Raw genomic sequence first — 18,465 nt, forward strand, 5'->3', positions numbered from 1 at the left:
TTTTCCCTACCTCTTCTTCTGGACTCCCGCGTGCGTGGGAGTGACGAGGTGGGGGACGGTTCCGTAGTTCGCCATCCCCGTACTCGCGGAGATGGCCGGGCGTCATTCCCGCGCACGCGGGAACCCAATAACGCAGGAACCCAATGAGCGCGGGTGCCCAATAGTAGCCTGGGAGCGATCCGTGGCCGTGATCGACCGTGGCGCACCCTGCCTCAGAAACCCAGGCGTGGGTTGGCCGGGGTCAGTTCGGCGCCTTTCTGGCCGTTCGGACCGATCAGTTGCACGTTGAGTTTCAGGGTGCCGGGGAACTGCTTGAAGAAGGCCGAGAGGTCGAGGGTCTTGAGCTGTTCGGGCTGGGCGCAGGTCAGCCTGTACTCGGCGTCGATGTCGCTGTGCTCGTGTTCGTCGTGATCATGATCGTGCCCGTCGTTGCCGAACAGTGGGCTTTCCAGTTCCTGCCCGGCGACCGTGCAGCCTGCCTCGGGCGGCAGGGCGAACAGGGCCAGCGGCTGCTCCAGTTGCGCCCGGGCGGCGGCGACCTTGGCCCGGGCGGCATCGCTGTTGGCGGCGTGCTCGAAGCCGACGATGTTCATCGCCGGGCTTTCCAGGCCGAGCTCCAGGGTCTGGCCGTCCAGCGCCACGTTCAGCGCGGCGACGCCGTGCTCGTGCTTGTCGAGGCTACCATGGGCATCGTGGTGATCATGGTCGTGATCGTGTGCGGCCTGGGCGACGGCGAGGGGCAGCAGGGCGAAGGGCAGGGCGAGCAGCAGGTGGCGCATGACGGGTGGGCTCCGAGACGAAAACGGGATAGTGATTGTTACTTTATAACGTGCGAGTTGGCAATGCCGATTTGGCCGCCGCGCGCAGGCGTGGGAGCATTGGCCGGTCAGCAGGAGGAGCGAGCGATGTTGCGGATTCGTGGAATCATCGGCGACTGGCCGGTGGACCTCAGTGTGGAGTTGGAAGCGGAGGACTGGCGGCAACTGGCGGCGCATCTGCCGGCTGCCGCGCCGGTGTCGCCTTCGGCTCCGGCGCCTGCCACGCCGGACGATGCGTTGTGGCTGAACGCGTTGGGGGTGCTGCGCCAGGCCGGCGAAATGGAAGGCACTGCCTTGCTGGCCGCTCTCGAAGCGTTGGCCGGCGGGCCGGCAGCGGGCAAGCGCCTGCTGGTGCGTCTGCGCCACCACCCGCAGGTGCAGGTGGAAAGCGGCGAGGAAACGCCGCTGTATCGCTGGATCGGATAACCGCCGCAGGGTGGGCTTCAGCCCACCAACCAAGGTGTGTCCAGTGTGGGCTGAAGCCCACCCTACGGGGGCGTTGTGGATCAGTAGAGCGCCTGGTAGAGCTTGCGGCGGTAGGTGGTGACCAGCGGGTGGTCGTTGCCGAGCAACTCGAAGACCTGCAGCAGGGTCTTGTGCGGCAGGCCGTTCTCGTAGCCGCGGTTGCGCACGAACAGCCTGAGCAGGGCGTCCAGCGCCGCCTCGTGCTGCTGGCGCGCCAACTGGTGGATGGCCAACTGGTAGGCCGCCTCGTCGTCCTCGGCGTTCTGTGCCAGGCGGCTCTTCAGCAGCGCCGCTTCCGGCAGGTCGGCAACCTGGCGCAGGAAGGTCAACTGCGCACGGGCCGCGGCCAGCGCCTGCTTGTGCTCATCGCCCTTCACCGCATCCAGCACGGTTTCGGCTTCGCCCAGTTCGCCGCGTTCGGCCAGGCAGCGGGCATACAGGATCAGCGCGCTGGCGTTGCCGTTGTCCTCGCTGAGCAGGGCCTTGAGCAGGTTTTCCGCCTCGCCGAAGCGACCTTCGGCGAACAGGGCCTGGGCGCTTTCCAGGGGCGAGTCCGCAGCCGGCGGGGGGGCCTGCACATGGGGTTCGAGCATGGCGCGGATCGCCGATTCCGGTTGTGCGCCGGCGAAGCCGTCGACCGGCTGGCCGTCCTTGAACAGCACCACGGTGGGCAGGCTGCGGATGCCGAAGCGGGCGACGATGTCCTGCTCGACGTCGCAGTTGATCTTGGCCAGCAGCAACTCGCCCTGGTAGCCCTCGGTGATCTGCGCGAGCAGGGGCATCAGCGCCTTGCAGGGCGCGCACCAGTCGGCCCAGAAGTCCACCAGCACCGGTTTGTGGAAGGAGTTCTGGATCACCAGTTGGTCGAAGCTGGCGGCGCCGGATACGTCGAAGATATAGGGGGTATCGCTCATGATCGGTCTCGGGTGGGCGAAGTACAGTGACTATAAATGCGGGCGCGCCGCGGAGGATACAAGTGGTCCGGCCTATGTGCGCCGCGCGTGGTACAGGCTGACCCGGCGGAACTCGTCCGGCTCGGCCAGGTCCGGCCAGGTGCAGGCGTCGAGCATGTCCAGGCGGCGGTACAGCGGGTGCTGGAAGTCACGTACCCGCGAGTCGGCGACCAGCGCTTCGCGGCCACGGCTGAGGAACTGGTCGAGCAGCGGCAGGTTGGCGCGGTCGTAGAGCACGTCGGCGACGATGATCAGGTCGAAGCGGTCCGCCTCGGCGAAGAAGTCCGCCGAGTAGTCCAGGGTCACTCCGTTGAGTTCGGCGTTGGCGCGGCAGGCGTCGAGGGCCAGCGGGTCGAGGTCGCAGGCCACCGTTTCGGCCGCGCCGGCCTTGGCGGCGGCGATGGCGGCGACACCGGAGCCGGCGCCGAAGTCCAGCACGCGCTTGCCGCGCACCCATTCCGGCCGGTCGGCCAGCCAGCGGGCGAGCGCCAGGCCGCTGGCCCAGCAGAAGCACCAGTAGGGCGGCTCCTCGAGGATGCGCCGGGTTTCCTCGGGACTGAAGGCGCGGTCCATGTTGCCGGCGTCGATCAGCCATAGCTTGAGGCCGGTGTCCGGCAGGGTTTCCGCGACCAGCCGGGCATCGCCGAGCAGTTCGCCGAGCGCGGATTGCAGGCTGGCTGGCACCTTCACGGCGCATTCACCAGCGGCAGTTCGCCGAGCGTCTGGCTCTGGGCCTGGAGGATGCGTTGCGGCGGCAGGCGCAGGATCAGCCTTCCGGACTGGCTGACCCGCGCGCGCAACTCCACGCGTGCGTGCGCCGGGAAGCTGTCCGGGTTGAAGGCCAGGCGGAATGGCAGCGCCTGGCCGTCGCCCTGCAACTGGGCGCTGGCCAGCAGTTGTTGCGGCCGGCCACGCTCGTCGACCACCAGCAGGGCCATCTCCACCTCGCTGCCGGCTGGCGGCGTGCGCAGGCTGCCGCGCAGTTCGCGCATATGGGCGGGCAGTTCGGGCTCGGCGGCAATGGCGGGTTTCACCGGCGCCGGTGCGTTGGGCGGCGGTGTCGGCTCGCTGGCGCAGGCGGCCAGCAGCAGGGCGGCGAGGCAGGCGAGAAGCGGGCGGATAGGCATGATGGACCTTGCGATTGACGGCGAGCGGGCGCCTGTATACCGCAAAGTGTAGGGGCTTGTCAGGGTGAGGAGTGGGGTTGGGAAGGGCGTGGTGTTGGCCGCGATGATCGCCGAGGCTCATCCATCGCGGCCAGGGGAGGCTGTCTTCAGACCTTCTTGACGAATTCGGACTTCAGCTTCATCGCGCCGATGCCGTCGATCTTGCAGTCGATGTCGTGGTCGCCGTCGACCAGGCGGATGTTCTTGACCTTGGTGCCGACCTTGACCACCAGGGACGAGCCCTTGACCTTGAGGTCCTTGATCACGGTGATGGTGTCGCCGTCCTGGAGGACGTTGCCGACCGAGTCCTTGATCACCCGGGCGTCCTCGCCGGCGCCTTCCGCGGCGGCGGTGGCGGACCACTCGTGGGCGCACTCCGGGCAGACCAGCATGGCGCCGTCCTCATAGGTGTACTCGGAGTTGCATTTGGGGCAGGGCGGCAGGGTGCTCATGGGCTGGCCTCTATGTTGGTAAGTAAAAGGCCGCATATTGTATAGGGTTTTGGCCTCGAATGGGCTGTCCGCCGGCCGGGCTGCCCGGCCGGCGGAGAGTGTCAGGCAGCCGCCTGCCAACCAACCGGGTGCCGTTGGGCGGCCAGCAGGCTGCGCTCGGTTTCCAGGGCGCGTGCCAGGGCGGTCTCACCGGCCCGGTGGGCGGCGGCGATCAGCGTCTGGTCGAGCAGGTCGCGCTGCGCGTGGCTGCCGCCGAAGCGATGTGCCTGGCTGCGTACTGTGCGTAGTAGCGCCACGCAGCGGGCGTACAGCCCGGTGGCGTAGGCAACCACCGCCTGGGTCGCGGCGGCGCCGACTTCGCGGGTGAACAGCGCATTGTCGTCGTTGCGCCGGGCGGCTTCGGCCTGGGCGTCGAGCAATGCGTCGAGCAGGTCGTGTCGCCCCGCGCAGACGAAGGCCATTGTCGCGTGCAGGTCGTTGAACACGTAGTGACCGGCGGTTGCCGACGGCGCCCAGCGTTCGGCCAGGGACTGCCAGCGGCCGCCAACGTCAACGCCGCGCAGTTGCAGGCGCCAGAGCAGGGCGCAGGCGTCCAGCATCTCCATCTGCAGGTTGCTCCGCTGGCCGTCGATGGGGCCGTCGAACAGGTCCAGCACGCTGGCGTGGTCGCCCAGTTCCAGGTGATGGAGTGCCAGGTGCCACCAGTTGTGCACGGCGAGGAAACTGTCCCGTTGCCAGCCGGGATTGCCGCGCATCCAGCGGATGCCTTCCTCGCGACGGCCCTGCATTTCCAGGACGTGGGCCACGGCGTGCTGGGCCCAGGCGTCGCGGGGTTCGAGTTCCACCGCCTGACGGCCCAGGCGCTCGGCGAGAGAATAATCGCCGCATTCCTCCAGGCCGAAGGCGTACATGCCGAGTACCGCGTGATAGCCGGGAACGGCGCGCGACCAGTGGGGCATCGCGCGGGCGATGCGGTCGCGCAGCATGCGTGAGTCGCCGGTGAAGAAGTCGATCTGCTGGCCGGCCTGCAGGGCCAGGCTGTCGTGGGGATAGGCGATGCCCAGGTCTTCCAGGGTGCGCCCGGCGGCATACCACTGGCCGGTGCACAATTGCCCGATGGCGCGCAGGTGGAGAGCTTCGCGCTCGTTGTGCGGCAGGGCTCTGGCGCTAGCCAGGGCTTCGCGTGCCACCTCGACGGCGGGAGCTTCGGTGCTCAGCAGGTGCAGCCAGGCGCGCAATACGTGGCCCATGACCAGTTCGGGGGCGGCGGCCAGTGCGGCATCGGCGCTGGCCAGCGGATCGTTGGCGAAGCAGCGGAATTGATGCAGGGCGAGTTCGAGCAGGTCGAGGGCCTGGGCGTTGCAGCCGGACAGTTCGTAGCCGTTGGAATCTTTCATTGTGGGGCTCCGTGAGTCAGGGGGCCGGCTGGTGCCGGCGCGACTCCATAGTGGTGGTACGGGGGGCGGCGTACTAAAGTCATCTCGGCAAGAATCCGGACATTTCCGCCAATGCCCAGCTCGTCTGCATCGGCCTCTATCCTGAACGTCGCGCTCCTGGCTTTGCCGGACACCACGGCGTCGACGCTGTTCGGCCTCTACGACCTGTTGCTCAGCGCACGCCGCGACTGGCAGATCCTCCTGCATCGCAATCCGGTCGAGCCGCCCATCTTGCCGCGCATCGTCAGCCGCGACGGCCGCCCGCTGCGGGTGGCCAACGACGTGGAGGTCCATCCCCAGGCCAGCCTCGCCGAGGCCGAAGGAGCGGACGTGGTGGTGATCAGCGACCTGATGATCCCGCCCTGGCAGCCGCTGGGTGATCGCTATGACCTGGAAGCCGAATGGCTGCGCGCGCAATACGAGGCCGGTGCGACCCTCGCTTCGGCCTGCTCGGGAGCGGTGCTGCTGGCGCGTACCGGCCTGCTCGCCGGGCAGGAGGGCACGTCGCACTGGGGCTATTGCGAGCAGTTGCAGCGCGACCATCCCGATACCCGCTGGCACCCGGACAAGGCGTTGGTGACCGCAGGTGTCGGCCAGCGCCTGGTGATGGCCGGCAGCGGTACGAGCTGGCATGCCCTGGCGCTGTTCCTGATCGCCCGTTATGTCGGCGCCGAGGAGGCGATGCAGGTCGCCCGCCTCAATCTGCTGAGCTGGGATTCTTCCAGCCAACTGGCCTATGCCGCGATGGCGCGTACCAGCCAGGTGGCCGACGCGCTGGTCGCCCGTTGCCAGGAATGGGCGGCGCAGCACTACGACAGCGAGGCGCCGGTGGCCGCCATGGTGCAGATGAGCGGGCTGGCCGAGCGCACCTTCCAGCGCCGTTTCGTGCAGGCTACCGGACAGACGCCGCTGGACTACGTGCATACCCTGCGCCTGGAGGAAGCCAAGCAGATGCTGGAAAGCGGCGACCTGCCCATCGAGCAGGTCGCTCTCGAAGTCGGTTATCAGGACGCGAGCTTCTTCGGCCGTCTGTTCCGCCGCAGGGTGGGCCTGACTCCGGCACAGTACCGGCGCCGCTTCGGCGGCCTGGCGCGGCGCCTGGCCGGTGTCGCGAAGGAGTAGGGGCGGGCGGCGTTCCGTTTCGGCCCGCCGGGTCGAGCTTGGCTCGGTGGGCTGAAGCGGAACGCCGCCCGGCCCACCCTACGGTCTGGTCAGCGGGGCTCCGCCTGCGGGGGGGAGGGTCAGTTTGCCCGTGTCGCTGAAGCGCACGGTGCCGAACAGCCCGCCGCCGAGCTTGCCGCTCAGTTCGTAGGGCAGGCTCTGGCGCGGCGTGTTGCTGGTCATGCCCCAGGCCTGGCGGAACATGGAGAAGGCCGAGATGGTCACCGGCACGCTGATCACGGTTTCGCCGTAGCGCGGCACCTCGCCGCTGACGTCGCTGACACCGCTGGCCAGTGGTTGGCCGTTCACTTCCAGATCCAGCGCCACGCCGTTGTAGCTGATGGCCTGGTCGTTGGGGTTCTGCACCCGGAGTTTCACCGCGAAGCGCATTTCCATGCCCTGGCCCGGCAGTGGTTCGAGGCCGGCCAGGTCGATGCGCAACGGATCGCGCGGGCCCAGGCTGGCGCAGGCGCTGAGGCCGAGGATGAGCAGGACGGTGGCGAGAAGGCGGGGCATATGATCGGCTCCGGTGGCGTGATGGGTTATTAGACCCCGTGGGGTGGGCTTCAGCCCACCAGATAATGCCGAGCTAGTCGTACTCGGCCTCTTCATGATCCCCCAGCAGGCGCCGCTGGCGCGGGGTACAGGCGGCCAGTACGTCGGGGGCGAGGCGGAATTCCAGGTAGGGCGAGAACTTCTGCGCGACCATGCGTCGCCCGTAGTGCACTTGCAGCAGGTAACGGGTGCGGTCGGTCGTGCGGTTGCGACTGCCAGCGTGCCACAGCTCGCTGCGGAACATCAGCACGTCGCCGGCCCGGCACAGTACCGGCTCGGGCTCGTGGCCGCGCCAGTGGGTCTCGCCAGGGCGCGGCGGGCGGCCGGCGCGGTGGCTGCCGGGGATCGCCAGGGTCGGGCAGAGGTCTTCGTCGATATCGTCGAGGTACAGGTGCGCGGTGCAGATCTGCATCGGCAGCTCGAAGGTCGGGTCGTCCAGCAGTGTCTCGGGCAGGGCCATCACCTGGTAGTCCTGGTGCAGGTCGGCACCGATGAAGCCGGGATGGCAGCGCCAGGCGGTCTGGCCGATCACATGGCAGTCGTTGCCCAGGGCCGCTTCGGCCAGCTCGATCACGCCCGGCAGGTCGAGGTAGGGCAGCCACAGCGGGTCGCGGTTGAACACACACTTGTAGTGGTCGACCAGCCCCTGATAGTCCCAGTGGACGGGCCGCAGCTCATCGATAGCCCGGTGCAGCTCGGCGATCCGGCCGGCGTCGAGCACGCCCGGGATGAGCACGAAGCCTTGTTCGTGCAGGGCCTGCAGGCGGGCGGCGGTGGGGTTGTTCATGGCGGTGCGATTCCGGTGGATATTCGCAGATTGGCACCGGATGGGGGGATTGGCGAGTTTGTTCGTGGGGGGATGGATGGGCTGAGGGATTTGGAGGGGCCTGATACTCCGGCCCTCACCCTAACCCTGGCTGCGCGCCCCGCTCCTGAGGGAGAGGGAGGAGTCCGTGCACGAGTTATGGCGGTTGCGCCGAACAGTCCCCTCTCCCTCCGGGAGAGGGTTAGGGTGAGGGGCTGCGGTTCAGGAGAAATACCGATGCGAGATCAGAAATGCGCCTTGGCCAGGAAGCTCAGCGCGCTCTGGTCGGTGCGGAAAGCCTGGCTGTCCTCGATGGCGTATTTGTCCGACCAGTAGTCGTATTCCACGCCGACGTAGAACTTCTTCACCGCGCTCCAGCCCATGGCCTTGCCGAGGTCGTACTTGATCTGCGGGTTGATGTGCAGGTTGGCGTGCATGTCGGTCGGGCGGCTGCTGGTGCCGTCCTTGTTGTTCCACACGTAGTCGATGAAGCCGTCGATCACCAGGTCGGAGTTGCCGACCGGAATGGTGTAGGACCATACCGGGGTGACCTGCCACTGGCCCTTGGGCTGGCCGCTGATGCCGTCCGGCTTGCGGTAGTAGAAGTTCAACTGGAAGTAGTCGAAGCCGGGGATGTCCAGGTCGAAGCCCGGGCCGAGCAGGTAGTTCTGCACGCTGTTCTCGCCGCGCTCGTAGGTGCCGGCGAGCAGCACGTCCTTGATCGGGCCGAAGGACAGGTCGGCGCCGCTGATCTTGCCGAACGACAGGCGCGGGGAAATCTCGCCGTAGTAGGTGTCCTTGCCGGCCAGGAAGTCCGATTCGCCCTGGTAGTTGATCTGGTCGACGAAGATGAACAGGTCGCCCCAGCTCCAGCCGCTGGCGTGCTCGAAGGTCCAGGTCTGCTGGACCGGCGGGTTGACCTGGAAGTCCTTGCCCCAAAGGAAGGTCAGGCTGTTGTCCTGCCAGTGCAGCAGGTCGCCGGCCGAGGCCTGGCCGCCGACAAGCAGGCTGCCGGCGAGCGCGAGCGAGGAGAGTGCGCGGTTCATCGTGGTTGGCTCCTAATGGATATCGTTCTTCTGGATTCAAACCTGTCTGGTCGGTCAGGCTTTTCCCTGGTTAGCAAGAACGAAGCCAAGAGCATGTCGAATCGCTGCGGATTCTAGCCGAAGCACCCGATCCGGTGGATTCCCATGGGCTTTTTCCGGGGGCGGATCGCCTCGCCGGGGAGGGGCGTGTCCAAACAGGTGCCGATTTCTGAGCAGGCGGACAACTTCGCTTCAACTTGGGGCAGGAACGGTTACCTGTTGAAACGGTGAAAATCGGGCTGTAATAGGCGCCCTGCATTAAACTTCGCCGCCTGATTGGAGAAGTTGTTCAACGGAGCCGATATGAAATTCCTGTTCAAGGCCTGCCTGCCCCTGCTGCTGTTGCTGCCGACCCTGGCCCAGGCGGCCGATCTGGATGGCGCCAGCCTGAGCCTGACCTGGGCCATCCCCTTCGTCGGCATCCTGCTGTCGATCGCCCTGTTCCCGATCTTCGCCCCGGGCTTCTGGCATCACCATTTCGGCAAGATCGTCGCGGTCTGGACCCTGGCCTTCCTGATTCCCTTCGCGGTCAGCTTCGGTCTGCACGACAGCGCCGCCCTGGTGGTGCATGCGCTGCTTGCCGAATACATCCCTTTCATCATCCTGCTGTTCGCGCTGTACACCATTTCCGGCGGCATCCTGGTATGGGGCAACCTGCACGGCTCGCCGGCGCTGAACACCGGCCTGCTGGCGCTCGGCACGCTGCTCGCCTCGCTGATGGGCACCACCGGCGCGGCCATGCTGCTGATCCGCCCGCTACTGCGCGCCAACGACAACCGCAAGCACCGCGTGCACGTGGTGGTGTTCTTCATCTTCCTGGTCGCCAACATCGGCGGCGGCCTGACCCCGCTGGGCGATCCGCCGCTGTTCCTCGGCTTCCTGAAGGGCGTCGACTTCCTGTGGACCGTCGAGCACATGGCCGCGCCGGTGGCGCTGCTGTCGGCGGCGCTGCTGGCGATCTTCTACCTGGTCGACCGCTACTTCTACGCCAAGGAGGACGAGGTTCTGACTCGCGATCCGTCGCCGGACTCGCCGCTCAAGCTGTTCGGCAAATGGAACCTGCTGCTGGTCGTCGGCGTGGTCGGCGCGGTGCTGATGTCCGGGGTGTGGAGGCCGGGCATCCGCTTCGACGTCATGGGGACGCCGGTGGAGTTGCAGAACCTGGTTCGCGATGCGCTGCTGGTCGGCCTGGCGCTGGTCTCCCTGGCGATCACCCCGAAGCAGGTGCGCGCCGGCAACGAGTTCGACTGGTTCCCGATCCTCGAGGTGGGCAAGCTGTTCGCCGGCATCTTCGTCACCATCGCCCCGGCCATCGCCATCCTGCGCGCCGGCAGCGAGGGACAACTGGCTGGACTGGTGGCCATGGTTTCCGGGGCCGATGGCCAGCCGATCGATGCCTGGTACTTCTGGCTGACCGGCCTGCTGTCCGGCTTCCTCGACAATGCGCCGACCTACCTGGTGTTCTTCAACCTGGCCGCTGGTGATGCGCAGGTACTGATGCAGCAGTTGCCCGGCACCTTGCTGGCGATCTCCATGGGCTCGGTGTTCATGGGCGCGCTGACCTACATCGGCAATGCGCCGAACTTCATGGTCAAGGCCATCGCCGAGCAGCGCGGCGTGGCCATGCCGAGCTTCTTCGGCTACCTGGCCTGGTCGTGCGTGATCCTGTTGCCGTTGTTCGTGCTGTTGAGCCTGGCGTTCTTCCTGTAGGTGTTTGCTGGTTCCCCGCGAACGCGGGGAACCATTACATAACGTAGGAGCGGCCCATGGCCGCGATCGCGCGCATGGCGCGCTCCTACAGGTTTCTGCCTGTCGTTGTCGATGGGTATCGCTTCGCTGGGGCGTCGTCCCCGCGAACGCGGGGATCCACTGGGTAATGAACGTAGGAGCGGCCCATGGCCGCGATCGCGCGCATGGCGCGCTCCTACAGGTTTCTGCCTGTCGCTGTTATGGGTATCGCTTCGCTGGGGCGTCGTCCCCGCGAACGCGGGGGGGCACTGGGTAATGAACGTAGGAGCGGCCCATGACCGCGATCGCGCGCATGGCGCGCTCCTACAGGTTCCTGCCTGTCGCTGTCGATGGGTATCGCTTCGCTGGGGCGTCGTCCCCGCGAACGCGGGGACCCAGTGAGAGCAGGTGGCCCCGGGATAGACACATCTGCGATAGTGCCGGCTCCGTCACGGCGAGGAGTCTGCAATGAGTCACCAGGTCTGTCGTTTGCTCGGTATCCAGCACCCCATCATCCAGGCGCCGATGGCTGGCGTCTCCACTCCGCAACTGGCGGCGGCGGTATCGAATGCCGGCGGCCTGGGTTCGCTGGGAATCGGCGCCAGTTCGGTGGAGCAGGTGCGCGGGCTGATCGCCGAGACCCGCTCGCTGACGTCCCGCCCTTTCAACCTCAACCTGTTCTGCCATCGCCCGGCGCAGTCCGACGCGGTGCGCGAGGCGGCCTGGCTGGAGCATCTGCGGCCGTTCTTCGCCGAGTTCGGCGCCAACCCGCCAGCGGCTTTGCGCGAGCCCTACCCGAGTTTCGTCGCCGACCCGGCGATGCTCGAGTTGCTGCTGGCCGAGCGGCCGGCGGTGGTGAGCTTCCACTTCGGCCTGCCGGACGCGGAAACCCTCCGTGCGCTCAAGGCGGCCGGCATCGTCCTGCTGGCCAGCGCCACCAACCTGGACGAAGCACGCCAGGTGGAGGAGGCCGGCATCGACGGGCTGATCGCCCAGGGCGTCGAGGCGGGTGGGCATCGCGGGTTGTTCGATCCGGCCCAGGGCGATGCCGGGATCGGCACCCTGGCGCTGGTGCGTCTGTTCGTCCGCCATACGCGGCTGCCGGTGATCGCCGCCGGCGGGATCATGGACGGGGCCGGGATCGCTGCCGCCCTGGTCCTGGGGGCAGGCGCGGCGCAGCTCGGCACCGCCTTCATCCTCTGTCCGGAGTCCTCGGCCAACGCCGCCTACCGCGAAGCCCTGCAAAGCCCGCGAGCGCAGCACACCGGGATCACTGCGGCGATCTCCGGACGTCCGGCGCGTGGGCTGGTCAATCGCATGCACCGCGAGGTGGATGTACCCGGCGCGCCGCTGCCCGACTACCCCATCGCCTACGACGCCGGCAAGGCGCTGCACGCCGCCGCCAGCGCGAAGGGCTGCCACGACTTCGCCGCCCACTGGGCTGGCCAGGGCGCGTCTCTGGCCCGTGCATTGCCGGCGGCGGAGCTGGTGAAGGTGCTGGTCGAGGAGTGGCAGCAGTAGGATGGGTGACAACCCATCGCTTTCGGGTGATGGGTTTCACCCAGCCTACGGAGGTGTCGTCCCCGCGAATGCGGGGACCCACTAAACAACGTAGGAGCGGCCCATGGCCGCGATCGCGCGCATGGCGCGCTCCTACAGGTTTCCGCCTACCCTACGGGGGCGTCTCGCGCTCCAGCAGCGCCTGCTTGCGGGCCACGCCCCAGCGGTAGCCGGACAGCGCGCCGTCGCTGCGCACCACCCGGTGGCAGGGGATCGCCACCGCGATGTGGTTGGTGGCGCAGGCGCGGGCGACTGCGCGTACCGCCTTGGGTGAGCCGATGCGTTCGGCGATCTCGGCATAGCTGGCGGTGCTGCCCGGCGGGATTTCGCGCAGCGCCTGCCAGACCCGTTGCTGGAAGGCGGTGCCGCGCACGTCCAGCGGCAGGTCGAGGCCGAGTGCCGGCGCCTCGATGAAGCCGACCACCTGGGCGACCAGTTGCTCGAAGTCACGGTCGCCGCCGATCAGCTCGGCGCGCGGGAACTGGTCCTGCAGGTCGCGCAGCAACGCTTCCGGATCGTCGCCGAGCAGGATGGCGCATACTCCGCGCCCGCTCTGCGCCACCAGGATCGCGCCCAGCGAGCACTGGCCGATGGCGAAGCGGATCTCGGTGTCGGCGCCGCCGGCGCGGTAGGCGCTGGGTTTCATTCCCAGCAGGCGATCGGCGTGTTCGTAGAAGCGGCTGTTGGAGTTGAAGCCGGCGTCATACAGCGCTTCGGTGATGCTCTCGGCATGGGGGAGGCGGTCGCGCACCTGGCGACCGCGATGGGCCAGGGCGTATTCCTTGGGAGTCAGGCCGGTGACGGCCTTGAACACGCGATGGAAGTGGTGCGGGCTGAGCCCGGCTTCGTCGGCCAGTCGTTGCAGGCTGGGCGGCTGCTCGGCGCTTTCGATGTGGCGGCAGGCGGTGGCGACCAGTTCTGCATGGCGCGCCACTTCGCTGGAGCGGCGGCTCGGTCGATAGCCGGCGGCCTCGGCCTCGGCGGGACTGGCGAAGAATTCGACGTTCTCCGGGCGCGGCCGGCGTGCCGGGCTGCTCGGCGGGCAATACACCCCGGTGGTCTTCACCGCATAGACGAACTGCCCGTCGGCCGCCGGGTCGCGCGCCAGTACCGCGGCCCAGCGTGGGTCACGTTCGATGGCTTGGCGTCTGTTCGCGCTCATGGCGTCCACCCCAGTGGTTGATTAGCTTGTCGCAAGGTTAAGCCGTCGGCTGGCCCGGCGCACTCCGGGTCTTGCGCTCGAATTCGACGATCCCGTGGCTAGACCATGTCGCTCCTGGCGAACTCCTCGGCGAGGAAATCCAGCAACTGGCGCACCGACGGCAGCAGGCCGCGACGCGACGGGAATGCCGCGTGGACCAGGCCGGTGCGCGGACGCCAGTCGGGGACCAGGTCGAGCAGGCGGCCGGCGCGCAACTCGTCGCGGACCACCACGGTCGGCAGGTGTACCACGCCGACGCCTTCCACCGCCGCCTGGCGCAGGGCCATCAGGTCGTCGGTGATCAGTCTCGGGTGGTGGCGCACGGCGGCTGCGGCGCCATCCGGGCCGTCCAGGTGCCAGACGTATTCGCGCTGCAGCGAGCCCCAATGCAGGGTCGGCAGGTTGGCCAGGTCGGCCGGCAGCAGTGGCCTTGGCAGGTCGGCCACCAGTTGCGGGCTGGCCACCAGGCACTGGGTGCTGTTGGCCAGGGGCTTGAGCACCAGGTCGCTGGCTTCCAGCGGCGGGAAGCGTATGCGCAGGGCGATATCGATGCCTTCCTGGATCAGGTCGACCTGGCGGTTGGTGCTCTCCAGGTGCAGTTCCACCAGCGGGTAGCGAACCATGAAGCGCGCCAGCATCGGGCCGACCCAGAAGTGCAGCAGCGAGATCGGGCAGCTCAGGCGCACCACGCCCTGCGGCTCGGAGCGGTGCCGCTCGATCACCTCGGCGGCGCCTTCGGCCTCGACCATCATCGCCACGCAATGCCGGTAGTACGCCTGGCCGATTTCGGTCACCGAGAAGTGCCGGGTGGAGCGCTGGATCAGGCGCACGCCAAGGCGCTCCTCGAGCTGGGCGATGCGCCGGCTGAGCTTGGACTTGGGTATGTCGAGGGCGCGGCCGGCCGGGGCGAACCCGCCATGCTCCACCACCTGGGCGAAGTAGTAGAGGTCGTTCAGGTCTTCCATCAGCGTTCTCCAGATAGAACTCTGAGGGCAATTTATCCCATCTACCGGGGTGAGCGTTGCAGGCCTATCGTGTTTTCCATGCACGAGAGGAGGCAACCCATGAAAAAGATCCAAGGCATCTACAGCAGCCCCCGGCCGCATTGGGTCGGTGACGGCTTCCCGGTACGCAGCCTGTTTTCCTACGACGGCCTCGGCCGGCACATCAGCCCGTTCCTGCTGCTCGACTACGCCGGCCCGCATGACTTCGTCCCAGCCTCGGCGCCGCGTGGCGTCGGCGAGCATCCGCACCGCGGTTTCGAGACGGTGACCATCGTCTACAAGGGCGAGCTGGAGCACCGCGACTCCACCGGCAGCGGCGGGCGCATCGGCCCCGGCGACGTGCAGTGGATGACGGCGGCCGGCGGAATCCTCCACGAGGAATTCCACTCGGAGGCCTTCACCCGCAGCGGCGGAACCCTGGAGATGGTGCAGTTGTGGGTCAACCTGCCGGCTCGCGACAAGCTGGCCGCGCCCGGCTACCAGACCCTGCTCGATACCGACATCCCCCGCGTGGCGCTGGACGATGGCGCCGGCAGCCTGCGGGTGATCGCCGGTGAGTACGCCGGCCACCACGGTCCGGCGCGCACCTTCACGCCGATGGATGTCTGGGACATCCGCCTGAACGCCGGCAAGCCGCTGAGCCTGCCGGTGGTCGCCGGCCGCAACACGGCGCTGGTGGTGCTGCGCGGCACGGTGCAGGTCAACGGCGAGCAGATCGTCCGCGAAGCTCAGTTGGTGCTGTTCGAACGCGCCGGCGACGAACTGCTGCTGGAGGCCAATGGCGAGGCACTGGTGCTGTTGCTCAGCGGTGAGCCGATCGACGAACCGATAGTCGGCTACGGCCCCTTCGTGATGAACAGCGAGGCGGAGATTGCCCAGGCGTTCACCGACTTCCGCACGGGCCGATTCGGCCAACTGACCACCGGACAAGTCGCTGCAACACGCGCCGACTAGTCTGGTTAACCTGCCGGGCCCGGCCCCGGCACTCCACAAGCAAGGAGAACCACCATGGCTTATCAATACAAGCGCCTCGACAAGAACGACGCGGCCGTCCTGCTGGTCGACCACCAGACCGGCCTGCTGTCGCTGGTGCGCGATATCGACCCGGACAAGTTCAAGAACAACGTGCTGGCGCTGGGCGACCTGGCTCAGTACTTCAAGCTGCCGACCATCCTCACCACCAGCTTCGAGACCGGCCCCAACGGCCCGCTGGTGCCGGAGCTGAAGGAGCAGTTCCCGGACGCGCCGTACATCGCCCGCCCCGGCAACATCAATGCCTGGGACAACCCTGATTTCGTCGCCGCGGTGAAGGCCACCGGCAAGAAGCAACTGATCATCGCCGGCGTGGTCACCGAAGTGTGCGTGGCGTTCCCGGCGCTGTCGGCGATCGAGGAAGGCTTCGACGTGTTCGTCATCACCGATGCGTCCGGCACCTTCAACGAACTCACCCGCGACTCCGCCTGGCGCCGCATGGAAGCCGCCGGTGTGCAACTGATGACCTGGTTCGGCGCCGCCTGCGAGCTGCACCGCGACTGGCGCAACGACATCGAGGGCCTGGCCACGCTGTTCTCCAACCACATCCCGGACTACCGCAACCTGATCAACAGCTACAACACGCTGACCAGCGGGAAGTAGTCTTCCTGCAACTTGGCCGGGCCGAGGGGATTCCCTCGGCCCGGTCGTGTGCTTTTGGTTGGTTCTTGTGTGAGGCCATGGGGGCTGGTGGAGAGCCCGCCCCTCACCCCGGCCCTCTCCCGGAGGGAGAGGGGGTTACGAGGTCCGGATCGGGCATCGAGGTCTGACTGACACACCGGCTGGTCCCCTCTCCCCCTGGGAGAGGGTTAGGGTGAGGGTCGGAGCATGGATGTGGCTCCATGTGTCCCCGTGCAAAAAAAGACCGGCCCCAAGGCCGGTCGCAAAGGTCACGCACCGATAGGGATCAGTCAGCCTGGGGACGCTTCAGCACCAGGGTGAGGATGTCGTAGCTGGCCACCAGTTCGCCGAGCTGGTTGGTGACTTCCACGTCCCAGGCCACCACGCCCTGCGGCTCGCCTTTCGGGCTCTGCTTGCCCTGGTCGATCTTGCGCTTGCAGGTCAGGCGCGCCTGGATGGTGTCGCCGATGCCCACCGGGTTGATGAAGCGCAGGGTGTCCAGGCCGTAGTTGGCCAGCACCGGGCCGACGCCGGGGGAGACGAACAGGCCGGCCGCCGCCGAGAGCACGAAGTAACCGTGGGCGATGCGCTTGCCGAACTGCGATTCCTTGGCGGCCAGTTCGTCGAAGTGCATGTAGAAGTGGTCGCCGGACAGGCAGCCGAAGTTGACCAAGTCCGCCTCGGTGACGGTACGCCGGTGGGTGAGCAGCGATTCGCCGATCTTCAGCTCGTCGAAATGGCGACGGAACGGATGCACCTCGGTCTCGTAGACCTCGGCGCCGCGCAGGTACTCGCCGGTGACCGCCATCAGCATGCTCGGCGAGCCCTGCACCGCGCTGCGTTGCAGGTAGTGCTTGACCGCGCGCAGGCCGCCCAGCTCCTCGCCGCCGCCGGCGCGGCCCGGGCCGCCGTGCTTGAGCACCGGCAGTGGCGAGCCGTGGCCGGTTGACTCGGTGGCGGCGACGCGGTCGAGGATGTGCAGGCGGCCGTGCAGGGCGGCCATCGCCGGCACCACCTTGGCGGCCACCTTCGGCTCTTTGCTGACCAGGGTCGCCACCAGGCTGCCCTTGCCGCGCGCGGCCAGGGCGACGGCTTCGTCGATATCGTCGTAGGCCATCAGGGTGCTGACCGGGCCGAACGCCTCGATGTCGTGGGCGCCGCCTTCGGCATGTGGATCGCGGGCGCGCAGCAGGGTCGGCGCGAAGAACGCGCCTTCGGCCACGCCCTCGCCGAGCGGCGCGAAGCCGTCGCGGGCGCCGAGCAGCAGGTCGCTGCCGGCCAGCAGGGCTTCCACCCGCGCGGCGACGTCGGCCTGCTGGGCGTGGGAGGCCAGGGCGCCCATCCGCACGCCTTCCACCGAGGGATCGCCGACCACCACCTTGGCCAGTCGCGCGCGCAGGCGCTCGGCCACCGCGTCGATGTGTCGGGCGGGGACGATGGCGCGGCGGATCGCGGTGCATTTCTGCCCGGCCTTGACGGTCATCTCGCGGGCGACTTCCTTGACGAACAGGTCGAATTCCTCGTCGTCCGGGGTCACGTCCGGGGCGAGGATGGCGCAGTTCAGCGAGTCGGCCTCGGCGTTGAAGGGGACCGAGTGGCGCACCAGGTTGACGTTGACGCGCAGCTTGGCGGCGGTGTCGGCGGAGCCGGTGAAGGTCACCACGTCCTGGCCTTGCAGGCGGTCGAGCAGGTCACCGGTGCCGCCGATGATCAGTTGCAGGCTGCCGGCCGGCAGCAGGCCGGACTCGTGCATCAGGCGCACCGCCGCTTCGGTGATGTAGCTGGTGGCGGTGGCCGGTTTGACGATGCACGGCATGCCGGCGAGGAAGCTCGGCGCGAACTTCTCGAGCATGCCCCAGATCGGGAAGTTGAAGGCGTTGATGTGCACGGCGACGCCGCCGCGCGGCACCAGGATGTGGCTGCCGGCGAACTTGTTGGTCTTGCCCAGCGGGATGGCCGGGCCTTCGTGGACGACGTTGCCGGACGGCAGCTCGCGGGCGCCGAGGCTGGCGTAGGCGAACAGGGTGCCGGCGCCGCCTTCGATGTCGATCCAGCTATCGGCGCGGGTGGCGCCGCTGTGGTGGGAGATGGCGTAGAGCTGTTCCTTGCGCTCGCTGAGGTACTTGCCGAGGGCCTTGAGGCGCGCGGCGCGCTGCTGGAAGTCCATCGCCATCAGTTCGGCGATGCCCTGCCGGCGGGCGTGTTCGAGCGCTTCGGCGAAGTCCGGGCGTTCCTCGTGGGTACGGGCGAGCAGATGGCCATCGATGGCGCTGTTCAGCGCCTGGGCGCCGTGCTGGCCGATCCAGCGGCCGGCGATGAAACTCTGCAGGGTGGGGACATGGCTCATCGGGTGTTCTCCAGAAGAGGTTGCGGCCGGCACCGAGGTTGGGTGCCGGCCTGGGTTTGCCGGGGCCTTAGAACCT

The 18,465-nt window shown here is 67.8% G+C and carries 18 protein-coding genes; 6 read left to right on the plus strand and 12 right to left on the minus strand.

All coding sequences use genetic code 11. The features are described 5' to 3' along the window. Window positions 1-212: 212 nt before the first annotated feature. Window positions 213-779 carry a DUF2796 domain-containing protein gene (locus tag PSEWESI4_RS16090; RefSeq protein ID WP_187672226.1) on the minus strand — a complete coding sequence of 189 codons (567 nt, stop codon included), beginning with the start codon at window positions 777-779 and terminating at the stop codon, window positions 213-215. Window positions 780-905: 126 nt separating this feature from the next. On the opposite strand from PSEWESI4_RS16090, the gene PSEWESI4_RS16095 reads away from it, so the two are divergent. Continuing rightward, the gene (locus tag PSEWESI4_RS16095; protein WP_187672227.1) at window positions 906-1,244 is read left to right on the plus strand and encodes a hypothetical protein; all 339 of its coding nucleotides are present in this window, start codon (window positions 906-908) and stop codon (window positions 1,242-1,244) included. Window positions 1,245-1,324: 80 nt separating this feature from the next. On the opposite strand, the gene trxA is transcribed toward PSEWESI4_RS16095, so the two are convergent. The 5 genes from trxA to PSEWESI4_RS16120 all read right to left on the minus strand — a co-directional run bounded on the left by trxA (window position 1,325) and on the right by PSEWESI4_RS16120 (window position 5,251). Then, window positions 1,325-2,197, minus strand: a complete 873-nt coding sequence (gene trxA, locus PSEWESI4_RS16100; protein ID WP_187672228.1) for a thioredoxin — start codon at window positions 2,195-2,197, stop codon at window positions 1,325-1,327. Between the two features lie 72 nt (window positions 2,198-2,269). Continuing rightward, complete coding sequence (locus PSEWESI4_RS16105; RefSeq protein ID WP_187672229.1) at window positions 2,270-2,926, minus strand: class I SAM-dependent methyltransferase; 657 nt, start codon at window positions 2,924-2,926, stop codon at window positions 2,270-2,272. Beyond that, on the minus strand, window positions 2,923-3,363 hold the full coding sequence (locus PSEWESI4_RS16110) for a YbaY family lipoprotein (RefSeq protein WP_187672230.1): 441 nt from the start codon (window positions 3,361-3,363) through the stop codon (window positions 2,923-2,925). The genes PSEWESI4_RS16105 and PSEWESI4_RS16110 overlap by 4 nt, the downstream gene beginning before the upstream one ends. Window positions 3,364-3,509: 146 nt before the next feature. Continuing rightward, on the minus strand, window positions 3,510-3,854 hold the full coding sequence (locus PSEWESI4_RS16115; protein ID WP_187672231.1) for a zinc ribbon domain-containing protein YjdM: 345 nt from the start codon (window positions 3,852-3,854) through the stop codon (window positions 3,510-3,512). Between the two features lie 101 nt (window positions 3,855-3,955). Next, a complete protein-coding gene (locus tag PSEWESI4_RS16120) occupies window positions 3,956-5,251 on the minus strand; it encodes a tetratricopeptide repeat protein (RefSeq protein ID WP_187672232.1) in 1,296 nt (431 codons plus the stop codon). A 111-nt stretch (window positions 5,252-5,362) separates the two neighbouring features. Here PSEWESI4_RS16120 and PSEWESI4_RS16125 point away from each other — a divergent pair, with 111 nt between their 5' ends. Then, window positions 5,363-6,412 carry a GlxA family transcriptional regulator gene (locus tag PSEWESI4_RS16125; RefSeq protein WP_187672233.1) on the plus strand — a complete coding sequence of 350 codons (1,050 nt, stop codon included), beginning with the start codon at window positions 5,363-5,365 and terminating at the stop codon, window positions 6,410-6,412. A 78-nt stretch (window positions 6,413-6,490) separates the two neighbouring features. On the opposite strand, the gene PSEWESI4_RS16130 is transcribed toward PSEWESI4_RS16125, so the two are convergent. The 3 genes from PSEWESI4_RS16130 to PSEWESI4_RS16140 all read right to left on the minus strand — a co-directional run bounded on the left by PSEWESI4_RS16130 (window position 6,491) and on the right by PSEWESI4_RS16140 (window position 8,857). Beyond that, window positions 6,491-6,967 (minus strand): LEA type 2 family protein, encoded by a 477-nt coding sequence (locus PSEWESI4_RS16130; RefSeq protein WP_187672234.1) that lies wholly within the window; start codon window positions 6,965-6,967, stop codon window positions 6,491-6,493. Window positions 6,968-7,040: 73 nt separating this feature from the next. After that, entirely contained in the window at window positions 7,041-7,793 is a 753-nt protein-coding gene (locus PSEWESI4_RS16135; protein ID WP_187672235.1) for a phytanoyl-CoA dioxygenase family protein, read from the minus strand. A gap of 263 nt (window positions 7,794-8,056) precedes the next feature. Further along, window positions 8,057-8,857 (minus strand): outer membrane protein OmpK, encoded by an 801-nt coding sequence (locus PSEWESI4_RS16140; protein ID WP_187672236.1) that lies wholly within the window; start codon window positions 8,855-8,857, stop codon window positions 8,057-8,059. 342 nt (window positions 8,858-9,199) lie between these two features. Here PSEWESI4_RS16140 and PSEWESI4_RS16145 point away from each other — a divergent pair, with 342 nt between their 5' ends. Both PSEWESI4_RS16145 and PSEWESI4_RS16150 read left to right on the plus strand, forming a co-directional pair. Next, entirely contained in the window at window positions 9,200-10,606 is a 1,407-nt protein-coding gene (locus tag PSEWESI4_RS16145; RefSeq protein ID WP_187672237.1) for a sodium:proton antiporter, read from the plus strand. Window positions 10,607-11,092: 486 nt separating this feature from the next. Continuing rightward, window positions 11,093-12,145 (plus strand): NAD(P)H-dependent flavin oxidoreductase, encoded by a 1,053-nt coding sequence (locus PSEWESI4_RS16150; RefSeq protein ID WP_187672238.1) that lies wholly within the window; start codon window positions 11,093-11,095, stop codon window positions 12,143-12,145. 151 nt (window positions 12,146-12,296) lie between these two features. Here PSEWESI4_RS16150 and ada read toward each other — a convergent pair whose 3' ends face one another. Further along, on the minus strand, window positions 12,297-13,346 hold the full coding sequence (gene ada, locus PSEWESI4_RS16155) for a bifunctional DNA-binding transcriptional regulator/O6-methylguanine-DNA methyltransferase Ada (RefSeq protein ID WP_187672239.1): 1,050 nt from the start codon (window positions 13,344-13,346) through the stop codon (window positions 12,297-12,299). Between the two features lie 98 nt (window positions 13,347-13,444). Further along, entirely contained in the window at window positions 13,445-14,353 is a 909-nt protein-coding gene (locus tag PSEWESI4_RS16160; RefSeq protein WP_187672259.1) for a LysR family transcriptional regulator, read from the minus strand. Between the two features lie 96 nt (window positions 14,354-14,449). Here PSEWESI4_RS16160 and PSEWESI4_RS16165 point away from each other — a divergent pair, with 96 nt between their 5' ends. Together PSEWESI4_RS16165 and ycaC are read left to right on the plus strand one after the other, a co-directional pair. Then, complete coding sequence (locus PSEWESI4_RS16165; RefSeq protein WP_187672240.1) at window positions 14,450-15,343, plus strand: pirin family protein; 894 nt, start codon at window positions 14,450-14,452, stop codon at window positions 15,341-15,343. Between the two features lie 54 nt (window positions 15,344-15,397). Beyond that, window positions 15,398-16,024, plus strand: a complete 627-nt coding sequence (ycaC, locus tag PSEWESI4_RS16170; RefSeq protein ID WP_187672241.1) for an isochorismate family cysteine hydrolase YcaC — start codon at window positions 15,398-15,400, stop codon at window positions 16,022-16,024. Between the two features lie 304 nt (window positions 16,025-16,328). Here ycaC and paaZ read toward each other — a convergent pair whose 3' ends face one another. Further along, window positions 16,329-18,389 carry a phenylacetic acid degradation bifunctional protein PaaZ gene (paaZ, locus tag PSEWESI4_RS16175; RefSeq protein ID WP_187672242.1) on the minus strand — a complete coding sequence of 687 codons (2,061 nt, stop codon included), beginning with the start codon at window positions 18,387-18,389 and terminating at the stop codon, window positions 16,329-16,331. Between the last annotated feature and the right edge of the window lie 76 nt (window positions 18,390-18,465).

The sequence above is a fragment of the Zestomonas carbonaria genome (assembly GCF_904061905.1).
Classification (GTDB): domain Bacteria; phylum Pseudomonadota; class Gammaproteobacteria; order Pseudomonadales; family Pseudomonadaceae; genus Aquipseudomonas; species Aquipseudomonas carbonaria.